The sequence below is a fragment of the Halogeometricum pallidum JCM 14848 genome (assembly GCF_000337095.1).
Lineage (GTDB): Archaea > Halobacteriota > Halobacteria > Halobacteriales > Haloferacaceae > Halogeometricum > Halogeometricum pallidum.
The window spans coordinates 46,205-67,485 of the sequence record NZ_AOIV01000038.1 but is presented as its reverse complement, the minus strand read 5'-3'; the positions used below and the strand labels follow the sequence as shown (position 1 = coordinate 67,485).

Sequence of the window (21,281 nt, the reverse complement as noted above, 5' to 3'; positions counted from 1 at the left end):
GAACGAGATGCCCAGACTGAACGGTGGCGAGATTATCGCCAACTACCTAGAGAAGGAGGGCGTCGAGTATCTGGTGGGTATCCCGGGCCACGGGAGCACGAACCTGCTCGACGCGTTCAACGACTCGGACGTGGAGGTCATTCAACCGCGACACGAACAGGGCGCGACACACCTCGCGGACGGCTACGCCCGGGCGAGCGGGGACCCGATGGCCGTCTTCACCTCCATCGGACCCGGGGCGACGAACACGGTGACCGGCGCGGCGACGGCGTACGTCGACTCGATTCCGATGATCATCTTCACCGGCGCCCCGCAGACCCACGAGTACGGCGAGGGAATCCTCCAGGAGATAGAGCGACAGAAGCCCGGAGACTTCCCGAGCGTGATGGAACCGGTGACCAAGCGGAGTTTCAAGGTGGACGACGTGGAGCGACTGCCGCGCGTCCTCCGACGCGCGTTCCAGATAGCGCTCTCGGGCCGTCCCGGCCCCGTCCACGTCGACGTGCCGATGGACGTGCAGGGCGCCGCCGCCGACGTGGAACTCCCGGAACCGACGCAGAGTCGCCCGCACAGTCGCCCCGGCGGGGACCCGCGGACCGTCTCCGACGCCGCCGAACTCCTCGCGGAGGCCGAACGCCCCGTCATCGTTCCCGGCGGCGGCACGATGCTCGCCGAAGCGTGGGACGAGGTGCGTGACCTCGCGGAGTACCTGCAGGCGCCCGTCATCCCGACGTTCCAGTCGAAGGGCATCATCCCCGAGGACCACGACCTGTTCGTCGGCTACGCCGGATGGATCGGTTCCACCGCCGGCAACGAACTCGCGTCGAACGCCGACGTGATTCTCGCCGTGGGCTGTCGGTTCACGGATCTGCACACCTCGTCGTTCGAGGAGGGCGTCAGCTTCGAGATTCCGCCGAGCAAGCTGATACACGTCGACATCGACCCGCAGGAGATAGGCAAGAACTACCCGGTGGAAGTCGGCATCCAGGGCGACGCGCGCGTCGTCACCCGGCAGATAACCGAAGAGATAGAGGAGCACATCGACCCCGTCTCCACCGAGGACAACGTCTACTACGAGGAGATACAGGAGCGGTGGGACGAGTGGCAGGAGATGGTCGACGAACGCTGGGAGGACGACAGCGTGCCGATGAGCATCTCGCGGGCCGTGGCCAGTCTCAGGGACGTGCTTCCCCGGAACGGCGTCGTCGTCACCAGCGCGGGCCAACCCCAGGAGACGGTGAACCCCGAATTCCCGGTGTACGAACCGCGCACGAACATCTCCTGCGGCGGGTTCTCCACGATGGGCTTCGGCGTCTCCGCCGCCATCGGCGCGAAACTCGCCAAGCCGGACGCGCCCGTCGTCGACGTGGAGGGCGACGGCAGTTTCACTATGTGCAGCCAAGAGGTCGCCTGTGCGGTCCAACACGATATCGACGTGACCTACCTCGTCGTCAACAACCACGGCTGGAAGTCCATCCGCAACCTGCAGGTGAGCAAGTACGGCTGGGACCGCGTCCTCGACACCGAGTTCGACCCGGAGACGGACGTGGACTTCATGGCGATGGCCGACTCCTACAACGTGGGCTACGCCGAACGCGTCGTGAAACCCGAGAATCTCGATTCCGCTCTCGAAGAGGCCATCGCGTACGACGGCCCGGCCATCGTCGAGGCGGTGGTCGAACCCGACAACGAGGACTCGGGGGCCATCATCACCGGCGAGTGGGACCTCGCCGACCTCGAAACGTAGACGGTCAGTCGTCGTCCACTCTTCCATTCACTCTCCGGTCGTCCGCTCACACGCGTTTCTCAGTCGGCCGTTTTCGCAAAAATAGCGTCGTCGAGCCGTCAGAACCGCGTCGGCGTTCTGCTCACATCTCGACGAGGACCTTCCCGTCGACCCGTTCGGCCGCCCGCCTCACCGCCTCGTCCGCGTCTTCGAGGTCGAACGTCGACGTGACGATGGGGAGGTTGTCGATGTGCCCCGCAGCCATCAGCCGAATCGTCCGCGGGTACACCTGCTGGCCGGTGTGACCCTCCGCGCCGTACAACTGGGCGCTGTTCCCCTGGTATTTCCGGAGGGCGAGGTCCGGGTCCGACCCCGCGTTGCTGATGTGGACGACGTTCGCCCCCTCGGCGAGGGTCTCCTGGATGACGGGGTACGTCGCGGCGACCGCACCGCTCGTCTCGACGTGTACGTCGGCGCCCGCCCCGTCGGTGACGTCGGCCATCGTCTCGACGGGGTCGACCTCGATGGGGTCGTAGACGTGCTCGAAACCGAGGTTCCGGGCGATTTCGCGGCGTTCGTCGGACGGTTCGAACGCGATGACCTTGCCCGCGCCGGCCGCCCGCGAGACGTTCATCCCCGTGAGGCCGATGGGACCGGCGCCGTGGTAGACGTGGTAGTCGCCCGGGACGATATCGTCGGCCCGCGTGAACAGACCGTGATAGGAGATCGTACTCGGTTCGATGGTGGCGGCCGCGCGAAACAGTCGGTCCTCGTCGTCGTACTGCTCGGCCAACTCGGAGACGTCCCAGACGAGTTTCTCGGGGACGGCGACGAACTCGGCGAACGCGCCGTCCATCGTGAACCCCACCTGCTCGAAGTTCTCGCAGTGGCCGCGGAACCCCTGCCGGCACATCTGACAGCGACCGCAGTAGTCTGTCACCTCCGCGGTCACGGGGTCGCCCTCCTCGAACAGGTTCGCGTCGCGTCCCGTCTCGACGACTTCGCCGGAGAACTCGTGACCGGTCACGGTGGGAAGCTTCGTGTACGCCGAGTAGTGCATGTAGCCCTCGCCGTCGGTCTCGAGCATCGATACGTCGCTGCCGCAGACGCCGGCGTAGCGGACGCGAACCAGCACCTCGTCGTCGGCGGGTTCGGGCCGTTCGCGTTCCTCGACGGCGAGTTCGGGGTGCTGCCACGTCTGACTGCTGTTCATCGCCAGTCGACGTTCGCGTTCGTCGTCGCTCAGGTCGTAGTCGGGACGCGGATTCCACCCCGCGTCGAGCACGAGTGCGCGCATGAGCGAATCGAACCGCGGGAGAATATTAAGTGTGGGTGATGTGCTCATCCGCCGCAACGGAGGCGGTGCGGTCGGTCGCTCCGACCGGACGGGTCAGTCGCGTCGACCTACCACGACATCCACGAGGGGTCTTCGCACCGGTGTCGCCGGGTGATGGCGTCGATGCGCTTGACGTCCTCGTCGTCGAGTTCGAGGTCCCGCGCGGTGAGGTTGTCGCGGAGGTGGTCGACGGAACTCGTCCGCGGTATCGCGGTGACCCCCTTCGACAGCGCCCACGCGAGGCTGACGGCCGGCGGCGAGGCGTCGTGCTTCTCGGCTATCTCGACGATGGCGTCCTCCTCGAACACCTCGCCCTGCGCCAACGGCGAGTAGGCGACGAGGTCGGTGTCGCTCCCGTAGAGATACTGGCGCATCTCCTCCTGCGGGAGGAGCGGATGCATCTCCACCTGATTGGCCTCGATGGGGACGTCCACCAGGTCGCGGGCGAGCGACACGTCGTCGATGGTGTAGTTGCTCACGCCGAGGTTCGAGACGTCGCCCGACGCCACGAACTCCTCGAGGACGGGCAGCACCGTCTCGATGTCGTCCTGTCCCTTCGGCCAGTGGTGGTACAGCAGGTCGATGCGGTCGAGTCTCAGTCGCTCGAAGCTCTCTTCGACCGCGGTCCGCACGTACTCCTCGGTCTTCTCCGGTTCCTCGAAGTGCGCCACCTTGGTCGCCACGAACAGGTCCTCGCGGTCGACGTCCGAGGCGGCGATGGCCTCGCCGACCGTCTCCTCGTTCTCGTAGAGGCGGGCGGTGTCGAGATGTCGGTAGCCGGCGTCGATGGCGGCCTCGATGGTGTCCGCCCCCTCGTCGCCTTTCAGGCTGTACGTCCCGAGTCCGAGTCGCGTGTCGTCGTCGAACACGCTCCCATCTATCGGCGCGTCGGATAAAGTCGTGACGCCCGCAGTGGCGAGAAAAAGGCGGCGCGGCCCGGTCGGCGTTCAGAACGTCTGCCAGCCGCCGTCGACGTACACCATCTCGCCGGTGACGTAGTCGGCCTGCTCGCTGGCGAGAAACAGCGTCGTCGGGGCGATGTCCTCGGGGTAGCCGGGCCTGTCGAGCGGAATTGGCTTCGTCAACCCGTCCGCGGCGACGGTCTCCTCTTTCTGCTCCGCGCCCGCGCCGAACTCCGTCGCGATGTGCCCCGGCGCGACGGCGTTGACGCGGACGTCGTAGTCGGCCAGTTCGAGGGCGGCGCCGCGCGTTATCATCCGTATCGCTCCCTTCGTGGAGTCGTAGGGAATCTGGTCCGCCTGCGCGTGCGTCGCGCTGATCGAGGCGGTGTTGACGATGGCGCCGCCCTCGCCTCTATCGCGCATGTCCGCCGCCGCCGCCCGCGTCCCGAAGAAGACGCCGTTCGTGTTGATGCCGTGGATTCGCTCGAACGCCTCCCGGTCGACGGAGAAGATGTCTCCGCGGGTGAACCACCCCGCGTTGTTGACCATCACGTCCACGCCGCCGAACTCGCGGGCGGCCTCGACGACCGATTCGAGTTGGGCGGGGTCAGAGACGTCCGTCTCGACGTACTCGGCCGCGCCGCCCGACGCCTCGATCTCCTCGTGAGTCGGTCGCTCCGCGCCCTCGTCTTTCGGTTCGGCGTCGACGTCGGCGTTCAACACCGTCGCGCCCGCTTCGCCGAAATCGAGGGCGATAGCTCGTCCGATGCCGGAACTGCCGCCGGTGACGATAACCGTCTCGTCGCTAAAATCGAAGCTCGCTCGTCCCATACGTGCACCTACGAGGGGTCCCACAAAAATCGCTCGGAGGCACCTGTGAGGACGACTCAGCCTTCGGGCAGCGGAACAACTATGTAGCTCCATTCTGTCGTTGAGGGTGTATGACGAGCAAGCAAGAGCAGTCGCCAGAAGCGACTGCGGTACCAGACACGGTGGAGAACTACGTCGGCGGGGAGTGGCTCTCGGTCGAGGGCGACGGACAGGCGGTGACGAATCCGGCGACGAACGAGTCGATAGCCGAGGTGCCGTACTCGGACGAGGCGACGGTCGACGAGGCGGTTCGGACCGCCGCGGAGGCGTTCCCCGAGTGGCGGCGCACCTCGCCGGTCGACCGAGTGCAGTACCTGTTCGACCTGAAGTACGAACTGGAGGACAGACAGGAGGACATCGCGCAGGCGCTCAGCCGAGAACACGGGAAGACGCTCGGCGAGGCGCGCGGGGAGATTCGCCGCGGCATCGAGAACGTCGAAGTCGCCGCGGGCATCCCGAACATGCTTCGGGAGGGCAGCGGGAACGTCGAGGGTATCGCCACCCGCATGGACGAACACGCGGTGCGGGAACCGCTCGGCGTGTTCGCCGCCATCACTCCGTTCAACTTCCCGGCGATGATTCCCCTGTGGTTCCTGCCGTACGCCGTCGCCACGGGGAACACCTTCGTCCTCAAGCCGAGCGAGAAGGTCCCGCTGAGTTCCCAACTCATCTACGAGGCCGTCGACGCCGTCGATTTCCCCGACGGCGTGGTCAATCTCGTCAACGGGTCGGCGGACACGGTGAACGCCCTCCTCGAACACGAGGAAATCGAGGGCGTCTCGTTCGTCGGCAGCTCCCCCGTTGCCCGACACATCTACGAGACGGCCGCCGAACACGGCAAGCGCGTGCAGGCGCAGGGCGGCGCGAAGAACTACGCCGTCGTCACGCCGGACGCCGTTCTCGACGAGGCCGTCCCGAACATCATCGGCTCCGTCTACGGCAACGCGGGGCAGCGCTGTCTCGCCAACGACGTGGTCATCGGCGTCGACGACGCGTACGAGGACCTGCGCGAGAAACTCCTCGACGCCGTCGACGACCTGACCGTCGGCAGCGGTCTGGACGAGGACACCGACGTGGGACCCCTCATCACGGGCGAATCTAAGGACCGAGTGGTCGAGATGGTCGAAGACGCCGTCGACGAGGGCGCCGAACTCGTCGTCGACGGCCGCGACTTCGAACACGAGGAGTACCCCGACGGCCACTTCCTCGGACCCACGCTGTTGGAGGGCGTGACGACGGAGATGGACATCACGCAGACGGAGATTTTCGGCCCCGTGCTCTGCCTGGCGGACGCCGCGGACCTCGACGACGCCGTCGAGATGGTCAACAGCACGCAGTACGGCAACGCGTCGTCGCTGTACACGGAGAACGGCGCTGAGGCGCGCAAGTACCGCCACGAGGTGGAGGCGGGCAACATCGGCATCAACGTCGGCGTCTGCGCGCCGATGGGCTTTTTCCACTTCGGCGGCCGCAAGGAGTCGTTCTTCGGTGACCTGCACGCGCAGGGCGAGGACGCCGTGAACTTCTACACCGACAAGACGGTGCTCATCGAGCGGTGGTACAGCAACTAAACGGGTCGTCGGTCGTTAGTCACTTCTTCCACTCAACCCGTTTCGCGGCGCGGCGGTCGCCACCATCGGAAACTATAACAGGCGAACTACTGAAACGATAGATGATGCGCTTCGGTGACGACGCCGGCGTCGTTCGGCACTCGAACCGACGCCCGTCCGTAACCGGGCGAGACGGGGGCGACGCGGACGGCCGCGACCCCGACCAGACAGGAGACCACTGATATGTACGAAGACTTCGCTTCGACGCTGGCAGCGACGATGTGGGCCGACTTCGACGAGACGCCGCGCCGCGCGGACGGACCGCCGGCCGAGATAACCGACCTCGACACCGTCGTGATAGACGGCAATTTCCCGTGGACCATCGTGACCGTCGAGACGGACGAAGGCGTGACGGGCATCGGGGAGTGTTACCCCTCGCCCGGCGTCCACGAGATAATCACCGACTACCTGAAACCGGTTCTGGTCGGCGAGAACCCCACCGACGTGGAGCGGTTGTACAACCTCATGCGCGAGAGCCTCTCCGGGCGCGGGTCGCAGGCCGGCGTCGGAACCATCGCCATCAGCGGCGTCGAGATAGCGCTGTGGGACGCCGCGGGGAAACTGCTCGACCAACCCGTCTATCAACTGCTCGGCGGGAAGATGCGCGAGGAGGTGACCGTCTACGCGGACTGCCACGCCGGCGAGGGGATGGTCGAGTCCGCCGACGAGGGACAGGCGACGGAGACGTACGAACCCGAGGCGTACGCGACGGCGGCGCGGGCCGCCGTCGAGGACGGCTTCGACGTGGTGAAGTTCGACCTCGACGTGCCCTCCGGCCGGGAGTTCGACACGCTCTCGCGGCACTTCGACCCGCCCGAGATCGAACACAAGCGCCGGGTCGTCGAGGCCGTCACCGGGGAGGTGGGCGACGACGCGCAGGTCGCCGTCGACCTCCACTGGAACTTCAGCCCCGAGACGGCCGAACGCCTCTGCCGCGCCTTGGAACCGTACGACCTCGCGTGGATAGAGGACCCGCTTCCGCCGGAGAACACCGACGCGATGCGCGAACTCAAGCGGCGGTCGAACGCCACCATCCTGACCGGCGAGAACCGCTACGGCCGTCACGGCTTCCGCGACCTGATAGAGGATCAAGCCGTCGACTTCCTCGCGCCCGACGTGCCCAAGACGGGCGGCATCGCGGAGACGAAGAAGATAGCCGACATGGCCGAGGCGTACTACCAAGCGCTCGTCCCGCACAACATCGGCAGCCCCGTCGCCACGGCCGCCACCGCCCACGTCGGCGCGACGGTGCCGAACTTCGTCGCCCTGGAGTACCACGCCCGCGAGGTGCCGTGGTGGGAGGACCTCCTCGCCCGCGAGGACCCGTTCATCGAGGACGGTCGCATCCGGATACCCGACGGTCCGGGACTCGGCATCGAACTCGACTGGGACGTCGTCGAAGCGCACCGGAAAGGGTAGTCGGCGCACCGTCTATCGGACTCTAGAGATGGTCTCTTCCCGTCCGGCGACCGGAAACTATCCGAATTCCGACCAAAGTCATGATTTATTACCCCCGACCGTTATGATACCGGTATGCCATGGAGTAGCACCGACGCTATCCAACAAGAGAGCGAAGAGAACGCTGGTCGTACCGGACATTCGAGAGACACCGAGAACTCCGGCGACGCCGTAAGTCGCCGACGCTATCTCGCGGGAGCGGGCGCGGTGGGCGGAGCGGTGTTCGCCGGTTGTCTCGGCGGCAACGGCGGTGGAGGCGGTGGGTCGACCGGCGGGGGGTCAAACGCGACGGCCGAGAAGCTGTCAGTCGCCGCCGTTGAGGGGTCCGGTCGCCTGTTCAAACGCCTCATGGAGGAGTACGTCGTCGATGATACGGGCATCGACGTCAGTGTCCAACTGTTCCCGTACGCCAACCTCTTCGAGAAAACCAACAGCATCCTCTCGACGCAGAGCGACGCGTACGACATCATGTTCATGGACGATCCGTGGTTCCCACAGTTCGCCCCGAACGTGGACCCCCTCTTGCAGTGGCTCCCGGGTGACCTGCCGAAGGACCAACTCATCGGCAACGTCGTCGACATCGCAACCTGGCCGACGCCGAACGCGCCGACGGTCCCGTCCGCGGAGGGGATGGAACAGAAGATCCGCGGACAGGTCATCGTCGGCAACACGCAGTTGTACGCCTACAATCAGGCCTACTACGACCAGATCGGTGCGAAGGCCCCCGAGACGTGGAGCGACGTCTACGAGGCCGGTCGAAAGATAACCGACCAAGTGGACGGCGCGAACGGCTACATCATCCGCGGCAAGCGAGGGAATCCGGCGATGGCCAACTTCTTCTCGCTGGGCAATGCGATTGGCGGGAAGATGTTCGACGAGAACTGGCGGTATCAGTGGACGAGCGACGCCGGAACCAAGGCAGTGGAATTCTGGTCCCGAAAACTGCGAGAGATCAGCCCCGACGGCGTGACTTCGTTCGACAGCGACGCGGTGCTCACCGGACTCGGCGACGGATCGGCCGCCCAAGCGCCGGCGTGGCCGTCCGCCGCGTCGCTCCTGTTGGATCCCGATGAGTCGAAAGAGGCGAACAACATCACGTTTACCCCGATTCCGAAGGGCCACACCGGCGCGAAGCGCCAAGCACCCACGCAGGGCAACTGGATCATGGGGATCAACAGCCACGTCGACGACTCGAAAAAGAAGGCCGCCGGCGAGGTCATCCAGTCGGCCATCTCCGCCGAGGCACAATCGAAGTACGTGGAACTCGGGGGCGTCCCGTTTCGTCACGACACGTTCGAGAACCACATGGACGCACAGTCGTGGTTCCCGGCGCTGTACGAGAGCCTCCAGAACGCGCAGTGGCGGCCGCGGACGCCGCTGTACTCCGAGTTCGGTGTCAACCACGGCCAACTCCTCAACACCGCGCTGGCCGGCGAACTCTCACCGAGCGAGATGACCCAGAAAGCGAAGCAACAGATCGAATCGACGCTAGAGAACGCGGGCTACTACGACTGACTCGACCGATGAACACAGTGATCAACCTAGAGACGACGAGTTCGGTCCCACGAAGTCGGGGTCGGACGCTCGAATCACCCGGGAGAGACCATGGCGACTGAGACCGATCAGGAGGCCAGAGCGTCCGCGATTGGACAGCTTCGCACCGACCAGTCGACGGGTGAGCGGGTCCTGCTGTGGGTGGACGACCACCTCAAGTGGCTGATGACGCTCCCCGCCGTCCTCATCCTCTTCTCGCTGACGTTCTACCCGCTCCTCAGGGCTCTGCAGATTTCGACGCTGCAGTACCTCCCCACAGGGACGACGTTCGTCGGTATCGAGAACTACGCGAACCTACTTGACAGCGAGGCGTTCCTCAACTCGCTCGTCGTCACGGCCAAGTTCGTCGGTGTTTCCGTCGGCATCGAGTTCATCCTCGGATTCAGCATCGCGTTGCTGCTGAACCGGAAGCTCAAGCTTCGGGGACTGTGGCAGACGCTGATACTCATTCCGATGATCCTCTCGCCAACGGTCATCGGCCTTATCTGGCGGCTGATGTACGCCCCGAACGGTCTGCTCGACTACATCGCGGCGCCGTTCACCGGCGGGGCGAACGTCGGGTGGATCAGCGAGACGGGCACCGCACTGTACTCGGTCATCCTCACCGATATCTGGCAGTGGACGCCGTTCGTCGTCCTCGTGCTATTTGCCGGTCTCCAGTCGGTGCCCGACGACATCAGGGAGGCGGCGATAATGGACGGCGCCTCGACGCGGCAGCGATTCCTCGATATCACGCTGCCGTATCTCAAGTCGCTTATCGTACTGGTGCTGATCATCCGACTGGTGGACGCGCTGCGGGTGTTCGCGAAGGTGTACGTCCTCACGCGCGGCGGTCCCTCCAGCGCGACGAACGTGATAAGTATGCAGATGTACCGGACGGCGTTCCGGTTCAACAACTTCGGTGAAGCCTCGGCGATGGCCGTCTCGCTGCTCGTGCTGGTGATGGTGCTCGCGATGAGCTTCATGAAGATCGCCAACGTGGAGTTTGGATCATGACAACGGAACAGGATACCCCGGCCGACACACTGCCCTACAAACAACCCTCTCGGACCGAGGAGTGGTTCGAGACGCTCTCGAAGTACGGCGTCACGAAGGCTATCGTCTACGGACTGCTCGGCGTCTTCCTCGTGTGGACGCTATTCCCCATCTACTGGCTTGTGACGGCGACACTGAAGACGCGACAGACGCTGCTGTCGTTCCCGCCGCAGTGGATACCCCTTGACGCGCAGTTCGGGAACTTCGCACGATTGTTCGCCGAACGTCCCGAGTTCCTGACGTACATCATCAACAGCACCCTGGTCACCGTCGTCACCACAGTTCTGGCGACGACTATCGGCGCGATGGCCGCGTACGCCTTCGTCAGCTTCGACTACCCGTACAATCTGGACTTTCACCTCCCCTTCTACATCCTCTCGACGCGCTTTATGCCCCCCATCGTCACCATCATTCCGCTATTCGTCATCTTCCGGAATCTCGGACTGGTGAACACGCTGCAGGGGCTCATCCTCGTCTACACGATGTTCAACATCCCCTTCGCCGTCTGGATGATGAAGGGGTTCTTCGAGGAGGTACCCGAGAGCCTCGTCGAATCGGCGATGATAGACGGTCACACGCACATCGGTGCGTTCTTCAAAATCGTGCTTCCCCTCGTGAAGCCCGGGCTCGTCGCCTCAGCCATCTTCACGACCATCATCACATGGAACGAACTGCTGTTTGCGGTCATCCTCGCGCTGAACGACAACGCGATAACCGTCCCGGTCGGGCTCGCATCGTTCGTCACGAAGTTCTCGGTGCAGTGGATCAACATGAGCGTCGCGGCGACCATCGCGCTCGCCCCTGTGCTGGTGTTCGCGTTCGTCGCGCGCCAGCAGCTTGTCAGGGGATTCAGCATGGGGGCGGTCGGAAAATGACGGTGAGTCGGTGCGAAGAGACAGCGGTTCGACGCGGTTCGTCTTCAAGACGGCCGCGTCCGGCCGACGAAGCGATGACGAATCAGTACACGAACGCTGCGGCCGCGAAGTACGAGTAACAATGGTTTCAGTTCAATACGACGAAGTCGGAAAGAAGTACGGAGACACGATTGCCATCGAAGACGTTGATCTCAGCGTCGAGGACGGGGAGTTCACCATCCTGCTCGGACCGAGTGGATGCGGCAAGACGACGACGCTGCGGTGTCTGGCAGGTCTCACTCAGCCCACCTCCGGGCGCATCACACTCGACGGGCACGACGTGACCGATATCCACCCGAAGAACCGGAACATCGCGATGGTGTTTCAGAACTTCGCGCTGTACCCACACATGAGCGTGCGGGAGAACATCGGCTACCCGCTGAAGGTCGCGAACGTCGACGCCGATGAGCGGCGCGAACGGGTCGAGCAGGTCGCGGAGACGCTCGAAATCCCGGAACTGTTGGACCGCGATATCGCGAACCTCAGCGGCGGCCAGCAACAGCGCGTCGCGTTGGGTCGGGCCATCATTCGGCGTCCGGCGGTGTTCCTGATGGACGAACCGTTAGCGAACCTCGACGCGAAGTTGAAGATGAGCATGCGGAGCCGAATCAAGGTGCTTCAACGCGAGATGGATATCACGACGCTATACGTCACCCACGATCAAGAGGAGGCGATGTCGCTGGGCGACAAACTCGTCATCATGGACAAGGGGCACGTCCAGCAGATCGGCGCACCTGACGAGGTGTACCACGAACCGGCCAATCGGTTCGTCGCAGGCTTCATCGGGTCGCCGTCGATGAACTTCGTAGAGGTGATCTCCGAGGGTGACCGGATTCGGGCGGCGGGGGCGCCGGAGGCGTTCGACGTGCGCCTCAACGAGCGAGTCGCGAACCGCTACCGCGACCACGAGGAGTTCACGCTCGGCGTCAGACCGCAGTATTTCACCGTCCACACGGACCGCGTCGAGAACGCCGTAGAGGCGACCGTCGAAGTGACCGAACCACAGGGCGACGAACAGATAATCGATGTCGAGGTGGGTCCAGATCCCCTGAGCATCACCGTCGTCGCCCCGAGCACCGTCAACGCCGACCGGGGGGAGACGGTCTGGCTCACCGTCGAAGACGAACTCCTGCATGGGTTCGACCACACGACGGGCGATCGAATCGCGGAGACCGACGACGTCGAGCGGACCAGTCGGGCGTCCACTTCGGCCGACACGCGATCCTGACGCACCGGTCCGGCCTGCCCGGACGCCCCTCGTTCGGACCGAGACAACGCTTGGAGCGGACCGTCAGTAGCCGCGTCGTCGTCGGAGAGCGAGTCCCGTAGAAGCGCCGTTGAGGCCTCTGTAGTCCGCTCACACCCGGAAACTATTTCCGTCGGTCGCACAATCGTCGTCGCATGGGAGTCGGATACACGACAATCATGTACGACGCAGAATCGCTCGAAACGGGCGTCGGTGACGTCGCCGCCTGTCGGTACGACGGCGTCGAAATCGGACTAGAGAAGGTCCGCGCGGTCGGACCTGAGGCCATCTCCGAGTGGTTGGACCACTACGGCGTGGCGCTCTACTGCGTGATGAGCGAGTGGGTCGAGTCGCAGGCGTCCGTCGAGCGCGTAGTCGACAGCGCTGAAACGGTCGCCGAACTGGGTGCGGAGTTCCTCGGTATCCTCCCGCCGCAGCGACACAGGAACGACGACGAGACGGTCGAGCAGTGGTTCCGAGAGATAAGCGATGCCGCCGTCGACGCGGGCCTCACACCGGTCCTCCACCACCACGGCGCCACGCACGTCGAACGACCGAACGAAATTCAGCGGTTCCTCGATGTCCACGAGGACCTGGGGCTGGTGTTTGACACCGCTCACTGGTACCCCTACGGCGAACACTTCCCCGACGGAGACGTCACCGATGGGATCCGGCAGTTCGCCGACGACATCGAGTACGTTCACTTCAAGGACATCGAACCCACTTCCTCATTCGCCGCGAATCGAAGCGCGCTCTCGGAACCCGGCCCGCACCTCGACAACGTCATCAATTACTTCCGTGCGTTCACCGACCTCGGCGAGGGAATCCTCGACTTCGCCGGCGTACTGGACGCCCTCAGCGCCGTCGGATACGACGGCCACCACACCATCGAGATAGAGAACCGCCTGAAGGACCCACTGGTGCACGCGAAGCGGAACAGGGACTATTGGCGCGAACTGGCGAACGACCGACCCTCGGACAGGTGAGTCGACCGTTGCGTCCGGGACGGCCGAGACGAGACTGCAGCGTTAGCCCCATCCGTCGCCCGTCTCCACCGGGTTCCTCGGCTTCTCGCCGCGCAACACCCGGCACACATCTTCGCTGACGCTCCGGCTGAGTTCGCGCCGAGACTCCTCCGAGTAAAATGCCGCGTGCGGCGAACAGACCACGTTGTCGAACTCGAACACCCGGTCGTCCGTCGGTGGTTCCGACTCGCGCACGTCGAGTCCGGCGCCAGCGAGTCCGTCAGATGCCAGTGCATCGCACAACGCGCCCTCGTCAACTATCGGTCCGCGCGCCGTGTTCACGAAGATGGCGTGATCGGGCATCGTGCCGAACGCGTCGGCGTCGAACATCCCGTGCGTCTCGTCGGTCAGCGGCGCGTGAACCGAGACGAAGTCCGACTCCGTGAGCAGGCGGTCGAACCCCGTTCGCGTCACGGAAAAGCCGGCGAGGTCTCCCTCGGAGACGTGCGGGTCATAGACGAGAACGTCGACGTCAAATCCGCGGAGCTTTGCGGCCAGGCTGCGCGCTATCTTCCCGAAGCCGACGAGTCCGACGGTTGATCCCCGAACGCGGCGAATCGGCCCGCCGACGCTCCAGTCCCACTCGCCCTCTCTGACCGACCGATCCAACGCGGGAAGCCGCCGCGCGCAGGAGAGAAGCATCCCTAGCGCGTGCGAGGACACCTCGTCGAGACAGTAGTCGGGAACATTGACGACCGTCACCCCGCGTTCGCGGGCCGCGTCCACGTCGACGTTGTCGACGCCGATGCCCGATCGACCGACAACCTTCAGCGAGTCGAGTTCCGAGAGCACGCGTTCTGTCACCTGCGTTCCCGCGTCGACGAGCAACGCGTTCGCCCCGTCCGCGGCGGCGACCAGTTCCTCCGGTGACTCCGCTTTTACGACCTCTGTCTCGGCTCCGACCGCCGCGAACGCGGTCGCTCCAGCGTCCAAATTAAGGATCTTCGAGTCCGAGACGATTACTCGGTGGGACATACTTCTCGCTGGCGCGCAAACCACAAAAAGGTGGGTCGTCGACGCCTCCAACCGCGACCGCGACCTGCTCATCGTTACCTATAACACGCTATACCGTGACGAATGACCATGCGATTCGGAGTTATCGGTTGTGGTATGGTCGCACAGGTTATGCACATTCCGTATCTGGCAGAACTCCCGGAGACCGAGTTGCACGCCTTCGCGGACCCCGCCGAGGACCGGGCGCGGGCGCTCGCCGATCGGTACAACGTTCCGAACGTCTACGCGGGCCACGAGGCGCTCCTCGAAGACGCTAGCGACGAACTTGACGCCGTCATCGTCCTCACGCCCTTCCAGACCCACGCGGACGTCGCCGTCGACGCGCTCGAAGCCGACATCCACACGCTGGTGGAGAAACCCATCGCGGCGACGATCGAGGATGCCGACCGAATGGTGGAGGCGGAGCGGGCGTCGGACGCCGTCGGGATGGTCGCCTACATGAAGCGGTACGACCCGGCGTACGAACGGGCGCAGGCAGAGATTGACCGGTTAGCGGAGATCGACCTTGTCACCGCCTATGACGTCGACCCCGACCACTTCCGCATCGTTGAGGAGGTGTACGACCTAGTGGAAGGGAATCCGCCCGCGGAACTCATAGCGGAGAGCGTCGAGAAGCGGCGGAGTGACATCGAGCGCGCAATCCGGACGGATGACGACCGACTCGTGGACGCCTACGACTTCCAACTCGAACACGTCTGCCACGACGTGAACGTCCTCCGCGGTCTGTTCGGGCCCGTCGAGCGGATCGACCACGTCGACGTGTTCGCCGACGGACGCTACGCGACGGCGCACCTCCTCTACGAGGGCGGCGTCCGGTGCGTGTTGGAAACGGGCGACTCCGACCGCAAGTGGTTCGAGGAGTTCGTTCGCGTTGACGGACCGGACGGGTGTGTTAGGCTCGACTTTTCGAATCCCTTCATCAAAAACTCCCCCACGGAACTCGGCGTGAAAGAGGGTGTTGAGGAACTCACAGAGACGGTACACACGCCGTCCTATGAAGAGAACTTCAAGCGCGAGTTGGAGTACTTCGTCCGCTGCGCCCGCGGCGAGGCGGAGGTGCGAACGACGTTCTCGGAGGCGCGGGAGGACGTCCGACTCATCGCGGACATCTTCCGAGCCTACCGCGGAGAGTCGGTCCGTACGGGCGAGTAAATCGCCTCGTCGGAACCTGTGCGAAATTCTGTGCGGGAGTGGCCAACTCCCGACCCGAGACGATGAAGGATGTCGTCTCGTTCGCGTAGCCGTGCTGACCGTATTCGCCGTTAGCACTGAGATGGCGACGGGGAACAACTATTTACGTCTGTTTTCCGAATACAGCGTTAGAATCGCAACCAGTAGTCCGCTCCGACGTGCCGCCCGCGAAGCGTGGTCTCCCCCGCTCCGAAGCGGCCGGGGCGTACCCCATACCACAACCATGACAACACTCAAACAACGATTCGCCAGCGAGTCAGACGTCGTCGGCGCGTGGCTCTCCATCGGTCACCCGACCGTCGCAGAGGTAACCGCATCGCAGGGATTCGACTTCGTGCTCGTCGACACCGAGCACACACCGCTCGGATTGGAGACGGTCGAGAACATGTCTCGGGGCGTCGACGCCGTCGAGGGAGAGACCGAGACGGTCGTTCGGGTTCCGTCGGCCGACCCGGTCAGAATCAAGCGCGTGCTGGATATCGGCGTCGCGGGCATCATGGTGCCGATGGTGGAGACGGCATCCGACGCCCGGCAGGTCGTCGAAGCGACCCGCTACCCGCCGAACGGGATTCGAGGCGTCGCGTCCGGCCGCGCGGCCGAGTACGGCGACGAGTTCAAACAGTACGTCGAATCCGCGGACGACTCCATCACCGTCGTCGTCCAGATAGAGACGCAGACCGGTCTCGACAACGCCGCGGACATCGCGGCGGTCGACGGCGTCGACGCCGTCTTCGTCGGTCCGGCCGACCTCTCGGCGAACCTGGGCGTGTTCGCGGAGTGGGAGAACGACCGCCTCAACGAAGCGATCGACCGCGTGGTCGCCGCCGGCGAACGGACCGACGTGCCCGTCGGAACGTTCGTCGTCGACCCCGACGATATCGAGATGCGCGTCGACCAGGGGTTCGACTACCTCATCGTCGGAAAGGACACGAGCCACCTCTCCTCGGCGAACGAGGCCGTCCGAGAGCGGTACGAGGCGGCGAAACGCGGGACGACGAGCGTCGCGGAGGACTGAGGCGAGGGCGGCGTCGAAGCGGTAGCAGAGGGCGGTGAGGCAGTCTTTGGAGGGGGCGTACCATCGTTCGAGTTGGCTGCGGAGTCGGACGAACGCTTGGACGCAACTGATAGGACCTCCGCCGCGTAGCGCGTCGAATTTTCTCGGAATCCATGAGACGAGAGGTAGCGTTTCCCTCCGAGTCGTCGGGGACTACGGAAGGCGGACGAGTCTCTTCGTTCGAGAGGTCCAAACGGAAATCCCCGCAGTCGGCGGCGTACATCGCTCAGTTCGGTATTCTGTCGCATATCCGGTCGTCGACTCGCAGAGACGTTCGAGAGATACGAACGAGACAGGCGCTTAGAATTACAGTACTATGTTCGTAATATCTGAGGGGCGGTTACGCGTACGTCCGCTCCGAAAACCGCTGAGTCGGTGACCGCAGCGAGGAGATATCGTGGACGGCGCTCGTTCGAGAGGGCCGAACTACGCGCCGTTTCTGAGGTCGTTCACCGGGACCTGTCCGCCGTCGACGCGGAGTTCGTGCCCGTTAACGTAGTCGCTCGCGGGCGAGGAGAGAAAGGCGACGGCCGAGGCGATATCCTCGGACTCGGCGAAGCTACCCAGCGGATTGTTGTCGAGTATCTTCTCTCGCACGGCGGGGTCGAAGTCGGCGGTCATGCGCGTGTTCACCCACCCCGGCGCCACCGCGTTGACGCGGACGCCCTCCCGACCGAGTTCGAGCGCGAGCGACTTTGTGAGACCGAGTAGCCCGAACTTCGCCACGTCGTACTGGGCGGCCATCCCGACGCCGTTCTTCGTGTGGATGGACGTGACGTTGGTTATCTTCCCGTATCCCCGTTCGGCCATCCCGTCGACCACCTCCCGGATACAGTTGAGGCTGCCGTGGAGATGCACGTCCAACTGGTCGCGGAACGCGTTCCGATACTCGGGGTCTAAGAACGGCCCGGACCCGCCGATGCCGGCGTTGTTGACGAGGATATCAACTGTTCCCACCGTTTCCGTTCCCACTTCGACCATCGCGGCCACCTCGTCGGGGTCGCTCACGTCCGCGGCGACCGCGACGGCCTCGCCGCCGCCGGCCTCGATCTCCCGTGCGGTCTCGTCGGCGGCCTCCTCGTCCACGTCGTTGACGACGACGCTCGCTCCCTGCTCTGCGAGCGTGAGTGCGATTTCGCGCCCGTTTCCTCGACCCGCACCGGTGACTAACGCCACACGCTCCGCTAAGTCGAACTCCATACCCAACTTCGGGATGGGGAACACTTAGGCGTTTAGGCGCGGCCGCCGACGGAGGACCCTCGCCGTCTCGGATTTCGAGGCGTTCCGTGCGCTGTTCGGTCGTCTGTCCGAGTGTTCGAGGACATGTATCGGCATATATTTTCGTATATGCCATTCTCGTGAGTATATCTTCCACACCCAATCGTCGCGTCTTGTATATCCGTGACAGCCATCTTCGGATTGTCCATAGCGCAACAAAATTACGCAAAAGCGGCCACAGGCTCCCAAATACAATGTGAAATACGGCCGTCGACGAGGAGCGTCGATGACGGAGCGCGAAGATATCGGGGGGGGTGTTCGCTGCGCTTATTCCCCTTCCACGACGGTCACGGACGCATCGTGGCGGATGTCGCGGGAGGAGGACCCGACCAATATCTCGAACTCGCCGGGGTTCACCGTCCAGTTCTCTGTTTCGGGGTTCCAGTACTCGAACGCGCCGCGTCCGAGTTCGATGTCGACCGCTCTGGACTCGCCCGCCGGAACTTCGACCTTCGCGATGCCTTTCAGCTCTTTCGGCGGGCGTTCGACCGCCGGATTGACCTCGGAGACGTACAACTGAACCGCCTCGCGAGCCGTCGTCTCGCTCTCGTTCGCCACGTCGAGGCTGACGGTCAGACCTTCGTCGGGCGTGGTTTCGGAGCGGGAGAGCGATATCTCGCCGTAGTCGAACGTCGCGTAACTCAGCCCGTGGCCGAACGGGAACAGCGGTTCGATATCCGCCTCGTCGAAGTGCCGGTAGCCGACGAAGACGCCCTCGTCGTAGAAGACGTTGCCGCGCACGCCGGGGTACGCGCGCCCGTCGTCGGGGAGCGTCACCACCTCGCCCGGCAGGTAGTCGTCCATCGACTCGGCGAACGTGACGGGCGTCTTCCCGGAGGGGGAGACGTCACCGAACAGTAGGCTCCCGAGGGCCGCCCCGCCCTCTTGGCCGGGGAACCACACCTGCATCACCGCGGGTACGTCGTCAATCCACGACATCGCCACCGGCGTCTCCGTGTTCAGGAGGACGGCGGCGTCTCCGTTCGCGGCCGCGACCCGGTCGACGAGCGTGTTCTGGTTGCCGGGGAGTTCGAACTCGTGTCTGTCGTCGCCGTAGAACGTGTCCGTCCGGGCGAGTACGAGCGCCACGTCCGCCTCGGCCGCCGCGGAAACCGCCTCGTCGAGCGACGACGGCGGGTTCACTTCCAGCGACACGGGAACGGCGCCCGACGCTTCGACGCTCACCGCGTACGTCTCTCCTTCGGTCAGATCGAGCGTCGCCTCCTCGCTCTTGGGCCCGGCGAACCCGCCGCCCTCGTTGTCGACGACCGTCTCGCCGTCGACCGAGAGCGTGCTCGCGCCCTGACTCGTCAGGAGGAACGCGAACGTTCCCGTCTCGGGCGCCGTGTACGTCGCGCGCCAACGGACCGACACCGCGTCGGCGTCGTCGAATCGTTCGAGGTCCGCCTCCGTGAGGTCGACGCTCTTCTCGCGCCGGACGAGTTCGGGCGACCCCTCCCAGTCGGCGTTCGCGTAGTACTCCGCGGCGAAGCCGTTTCCGTTCGCCACGCCGTTTTCGCCCTCGCTCGCGTCTCCGGGTCCGGTCGTCGTCGCCGCCTCGGTCCCGGTCTCACTCTCCGTACCGTCGGCGTTCGCCGTCTCGTCCGTGTTTTCGCCCTCGCTCTTCGTCTCCGCTTCGCCGTCGCCGCCCGCGGGCGTGAAGTCCGTCGGCCCGGCGAGTTCGTAGCGGTCGGTGGCCACCGCGGTCACCGAGACGCCGTCGCCGCCGGCCGCTTGGATACCGTCGGCGGGACCGACGTACCGAATCCCCGTGACCGAGTCGCTCCCGCCCACGTCGTTCTTGAACTCGGTCGGACTCGGACCGACCAGCGCGACGTCCGTCACGTCGTCGTCGAGGGGGAGCAGGTCGTCCTCGTTCTTCAGGAGGACCGACCCCTCCTCGGCCATCCGCCGAGCGAGCGAGAAGTGTTCGTCCGTACCGCGGACGGGGTCGCTCCCCTTCCGGTCGCCGTCGAGTGCGCCGATTTCGCGTTGGGACCGGAGGCCCCGTCGGACCTGTTCGTCCACGTTCCCGACCCAGAGTTCGTCGTTCTCGACGGCCTCCGCGAGCGCCTCGCCGAAGTACTCGGCCGACGGCATCTCGATGTCGAGGCCGCTGACTGCGGCGTCGACGGTGCTGTGCGTGCCGCCCCAGTCGGAGACGACGAGCCCGTCGAACCCCCAGTCCTCCTTCAGCACCTCTTCGAGGAGGTAGTCGTTCTCGGAGCAGAACGTGCCGTTGATGCGGGTGTACGCGGGCATCACCGCGCCGGCGCCGCCCTCGACGATGGCCTCTCGGAACGGCCGGCAGTATATCTCTCGGAGCGGTCGCTCGTCGACGATGACGTTGTGTTCGGAGTAGGAGAAGTAATCGAGCACGTTCCCCGTGGTGCTCGCCTGGTTGTACGCGACGAAGTGCTTCAGCGTCGCGACGACACCCTCCGACTGGACGGCCGAGGCGTACTCGCGGGCCATCTCGCCGGCGAGGAACGGGTCTTCGCCGTACGTCTCGCCGCCGCGGGCGTGGGTCGGCACCCGAAAGAGGTCGAGCGAGGGAGCGAGCAGCACCGCCACGTCTTCGGTCTTGGCCTCGCGGGCGATAGCTCGACCCTCCTCGGAGACGAGTTCCCGGTCGAACGTCGCCGCGGCGGCGACCGGGTGGGGAAAGTCCGTCGTCGGCGTCCCGAGCGACGCCCCCGGCGGTCCGTCCGCCATGACCATCCCCGGCACGTCGAGTCGCTCGATTCCGGTCAGATACCCCGCGACGCCCTCCGGGCCGCCGTCGGCGCCGTGCGTCCGACTCACCTTCTCTTCGAGCGTCATCTCCGCGATCAGTTCTTCGAGTTCCGCCTCGGCCTCACCGTCCGCGGCGACCGACCCGGCGCTACCGAGTAACGCGCCCGAGAGGGCGAATCCACCCGTCGCTCGCAGGAACGCCCGTCGAGACGCTCCGAGCCCACCCGGTCCGCCGCCGTCGTCTAATTCGTTTGCCATCACGTCGCCTCTCTTCCCACCGGGGGATAAATGTTAACAATTATTCACGATGTTGGTAAAAAGTATTTTTCGAG

General features: G+C 64.8%; 16 protein-coding genes. 10 read left to right on the top strand and 6 right to left on the bottom strand.

Annotated elements, in window-relative coordinates:
• The first annotated feature begins 7 nt into the window (after nucleotides 1–7).
• Nucleotides 8–1,747: a thiamine pyrophosphate-binding protein gene (locus tag C474_RS15480; protein ID WP_049917100.1), complete on the top strand. Its 1,740-nt coding sequence runs from the start codon at nucleotides 8–10 to the stop codon at nucleotides 1,745–1,747.
• Between the two features lie 121 nt (nucleotides 1,748–1,868).
• On the opposite strand, the gene iolM is transcribed toward C474_RS15480, so the two are convergent.
• The 3 genes from iolM to C474_RS15465 form a co-directional block, all read right to left on the bottom strand.
• Nucleotides 1,869–3,023 carry a scyllo-inosose 3-dehydrogenase gene (iolM, locus tag C474_RS15475; RefSeq protein ID WP_008388463.1) on the bottom strand — a complete coding sequence of 385 codons (1,155 nt, stop codon included), beginning with the start codon at nucleotides 3,021–3,023 and terminating at the stop codon, nucleotides 1,869–1,871.
• A 107-nt stretch (nucleotides 3,024–3,130) separates the two neighbouring features.
• Nucleotides 3,131–3,931 (bottom strand): aldo/keto reductase, encoded by an 801-nt coding sequence (locus C474_RS15470; protein WP_008388462.1) that lies wholly within the window; start codon nucleotides 3,929–3,931, stop codon nucleotides 3,131–3,133.
• A gap of 78 nt (nucleotides 3,932–4,009) precedes the next feature.
• A complete protein-coding gene (locus C474_RS15465) occupies nucleotides 4,010–4,795 on the bottom strand; it encodes an SDR family NAD(P)-dependent oxidoreductase (RefSeq protein ID WP_008388460.1) in 786 nt (261 codons plus the stop codon).
• Nucleotides 4,796–4,905: 110 nt separating this feature from the next.
• On the opposite strand from C474_RS15465, the gene C474_RS15460 reads away from it, so the two are divergent.
• The 7 genes from C474_RS15460 (at nucleotide 4,906) to C474_RS15430 (ending at nucleotide 13,637) form a co-directional block, all read left to right on the top strand.
• Nucleotides 4,906–6,405, top strand: coding sequence for a CoA-acylating methylmalonate-semialdehyde dehydrogenase (locus tag C474_RS15460; protein ID WP_049917080.1), 1,500 nt, complete (start codon nucleotides 4,906–4,908; stop codon nucleotides 6,403–6,405).
• A gap of 222 nt (nucleotides 6,406–6,627) precedes the next feature.
• Nucleotides 6,628–7,863, top strand: coding sequence for a mandelate racemase/muconate lactonizing enzyme family protein (locus C474_RS15455; RefSeq protein ID WP_008388457.1), 1,236 nt, complete (start codon nucleotides 6,628–6,630; stop codon nucleotides 7,861–7,863).
• Between the two features lie 114 nt (nucleotides 7,864–7,977).
• Nucleotides 7,978–9,417 (top strand): extracellular solute-binding protein, encoded by a 1,440-nt coding sequence (locus C474_RS15450; RefSeq protein WP_083862076.1) that lies wholly within the window; start codon nucleotides 7,978–7,980, stop codon nucleotides 9,415–9,417.
• A 90-nt stretch (nucleotides 9,418–9,507) separates the two neighbouring features.
• Complete coding sequence (locus C474_RS15445; RefSeq protein ID WP_008388451.1) at nucleotides 9,508–10,452, top strand: carbohydrate ABC transporter permease; 945 nt, start codon at nucleotides 9,508–9,510, stop codon at nucleotides 10,450–10,452.
• Nucleotides 10,449–11,366, top strand: a complete 918-nt coding sequence (locus C474_RS15440) for a carbohydrate ABC transporter permease (RefSeq protein WP_008388449.1) — start codon at nucleotides 10,449–10,451, stop codon at nucleotides 11,364–11,366. The genes C474_RS15445 and C474_RS15440 overlap by 4 nt, the downstream gene beginning before the upstream one ends.
• Before the next feature lie 121 nt (nucleotides 11,367–11,487).
• Nucleotides 11,488–12,633, top strand: coding sequence for an ABC transporter ATP-binding protein (locus C474_RS15435; protein ID WP_008388448.1), 1,146 nt, complete (start codon nucleotides 11,488–11,490; stop codon nucleotides 12,631–12,633).
• A gap of 173 nt (nucleotides 12,634–12,806) precedes the next feature.
• Nucleotides 12,807–13,637 (top strand): sugar phosphate isomerase/epimerase family protein, encoded by an 831-nt coding sequence (locus C474_RS15430; RefSeq protein ID WP_008388446.1) that lies wholly within the window; start codon nucleotides 12,807–12,809, stop codon nucleotides 13,635–13,637.
• A 42-nt stretch (nucleotides 13,638–13,679) separates the two neighbouring features.
• Here the strand turns inward: C474_RS15430 and C474_RS15425 are convergent, their stop codons facing one another.
• Nucleotides 13,680–14,651, bottom strand: coding sequence for a C-terminal binding protein (locus C474_RS15425; RefSeq protein WP_049917079.1), 972 nt, complete (start codon nucleotides 14,649–14,651; stop codon nucleotides 13,680–13,682).
• Nucleotides 14,652–14,753: 102 nt separating this feature from the next.
• Between C474_RS15425 and C474_RS15420 the strand changes: the two genes are divergently transcribed.
• Both C474_RS15420 and C474_RS15415 read left to right on the top strand, forming a co-directional pair.
• Entirely contained in the window at nucleotides 14,754–15,842 is a 1,089-nt protein-coding gene (locus C474_RS15420) for a Gfo/Idh/MocA family protein (RefSeq protein ID WP_338035539.1), read from the top strand.
• A 262-nt stretch (nucleotides 15,843–16,104) separates the two neighbouring features.
• Nucleotides 16,105–16,896, top strand: a complete 792-nt coding sequence (locus tag C474_RS15415) for an HpcH/HpaI aldolase family protein (RefSeq protein ID WP_008388438.1) — start codon at nucleotides 16,105–16,107, stop codon at nucleotides 16,894–16,896.
• A gap of 465 nt (nucleotides 16,897–17,361) precedes the next feature.
• On the opposite strand, the gene C474_RS15410 is transcribed toward C474_RS15415, so the two are convergent.
• Entirely contained in the window at nucleotides 17,362–18,135 is a 774-nt protein-coding gene (locus tag C474_RS15410) for an SDR family NAD(P)-dependent oxidoreductase (protein ID WP_008388436.1), read from the bottom strand.
• A gap of 345 nt (nucleotides 18,136–18,480) precedes the next feature.
• Nucleotides 18,481–21,207 carry a glycoside hydrolase family 3 C-terminal domain-containing protein gene (locus C474_RS15405; protein ID WP_008388434.1) on the bottom strand — a complete coding sequence of 909 codons (2,727 nt, stop codon included), beginning with the start codon at nucleotides 21,205–21,207 and terminating at the stop codon, nucleotides 18,481–18,483.
• Nucleotides 21,208–21,281: the final 74 nt, after the last annotated feature.

Excerpts from the sequence above, each read along its gene's own strand:
- C474_RS15415 (WP_008388438.1), top strand. The coding sequence starts at position 16,105 with ATGACAACACTCAAACAACGATTCGCCAGCGAGTCAGACGTCGTCGGC.
- C474_RS15405 (WP_008388434.1), bottom strand. The coding sequence starts at position 21,207 with ATGGCAAACGAATTAGACGACGGCGGCGGACCGGGTGGGCTCGGAGCG.
- C474_RS15460 (WP_049917080.1), top strand. The coding sequence starts at position 4,906 with ATGACGAGCAAGCAAGAGCAGTCGCCAGAAGCGACTGCGGTACCAGAC.
- iolM (WP_008388463.1), bottom strand. The coding sequence starts at position 3,023 with ATGCGCGCACTCGTGCTCGACGCGGGGTGGAATCCGCGTCCCGACTAC.
- C474_RS15430 (WP_008388446.1), top strand. The coding sequence starts at position 12,807 with ATGGGAGTCGGATACACGACAATCATGTACGACGCAGAATCGCTCGAA.
- C474_RS15450 (WP_083862076.1), top strand. The coding sequence starts at position 7,978 with ATGCCATGGAGTAGCACCGACGCTATCCAACAAGAGAGCGAAGAGAAC.
- C474_RS15455 (WP_008388457.1), top strand. The coding sequence starts at position 6,628 with ATGTACGAAGACTTCGCTTCGACGCTGGCAGCGACGATGTGGGCCGAC.
- C474_RS15440 (WP_008388449.1), top strand. The coding sequence starts at position 10,449 with ATGACAACGGAACAGGATACCCCGGCCGACACACTGCCCTACAAACAA.
- C474_RS15480 (WP_049917100.1), top strand. The coding sequence starts at position 8 with ATGCCCAGACTGAACGGTGGCGAGATTATCGCCAACTACCTAGAGAAG.
- C474_RS15420 (WP_338035539.1), top strand. The coding sequence starts at position 14,754 with ATGACCATGCGATTCGGAGTTATCGGTTGTGGTATGGTCGCACAGGTT.
- C474_RS15465 (WP_008388460.1), bottom strand. The coding sequence starts at position 4,795 with ATGGGACGAGCGAGCTTCGATTTTAGCGACGAGACGGTTATCGTCACC.
- C474_RS15410 (WP_008388436.1), bottom strand. The coding sequence starts at position 18,135 with ATGGAGTTCGACTTAGCGGAGCGTGTGGCGTTAGTCACCGGTGCGGGT.
- C474_RS15425 (WP_049917079.1), bottom strand. The coding sequence starts at position 14,651 with ATGTCCCACCGAGTAATCGTCTCGGACTCGAAGATCCTTAATTTGGAC.
- C474_RS15435 (WP_008388448.1), top strand. The coding sequence starts at position 11,488 with ATGGTTTCAGTTCAATACGACGAAGTCGGAAAGAAGTACGGAGACACG.
- C474_RS15445 (WP_008388451.1), top strand. The coding sequence starts at position 9,508 with ATGGCGACTGAGACCGATCAGGAGGCCAGAGCGTCCGCGATTGGACAG.